We start from the raw sequence: 597 nt of genomic DNA on the forward strand, positions 1-597 counted from the left end.
TCCTTCATCGCCTCTGACTGCCAAGGCATCCACCATGTACGCTTAGTCACTTAACCATACAACCCCAAGAAGTGTCGTCGAAACGGCATTCAAGTTGCTGTACAACAAGGACCAAATAAAATTTGGTTTTCGCCAAGAAGTTTCCAAAGCACTTGTAACAAATGTTTGAGAACTACTTTTTAAATCAGCTTTCCAGATTGTTAAAGAGCAAACTTCATAAAGAAGTCAAAGACATAGATTGAACATCGTTCAACGCATGGCTTTTGCTTCTCGCAAAATTCAGTACCGATTATGGTGGAGCTATGCGGGATCGAACCGCAGACCTCCTGCGTGCAAAGCAGGCGCTCTCCCAGCTGAGCTATAGCCCCATAATCGGGAACGAAGTGGTGGGTCTGAGTGGACTCGAACCACCGACCTCACCCTTATCAGGGGTGCGCTCTAACCACCTGAGCTACAGACCCACTTCGTGTACTGTCTCTAAACTTGAATCAAGGCAATCTGTGTGAACACTCAACAACTTCGACATCTTAAGGTAAGGAGGTGATCCAACCCCAGGTTCCCCTAGGGTTACCTTGTTACGACTTCACCCCAGTCATG

General features: G+C 46.9%; 2 tRNA genes and 1 rRNA gene. All 3 read right to left on the bottom strand.

Annotated elements, in window-relative coordinates:
* Nucleotides 1-292: 292 nt before the first annotated feature.
* Nucleotides 293-368, bottom strand: a tRNA-Ala gene (locus tag G5306_RS20365).
* A gap of 16 nt (nt 369-384) precedes the next feature.
* Nucleotides 385-461 (bottom strand) — tRNA-Ile (locus tag G5306_RS20370).
* A gap of 72 nt (nt 462-533) precedes the next feature.
* Nucleotides 534-597 (bottom strand): 16S ribosomal RNA (locus tag G5306_RS20375); the annotation flags it as partial.

Origin of the sequence: Aeromonas sp. 603404, assembly GCF_049171775.1 — a bacterium.
Classification (GTDB): Bacteria; Pseudomonadota; Gammaproteobacteria; order Enterobacterales; family Aeromonadaceae; genus Aeromonas; species Aeromonas veronii_A.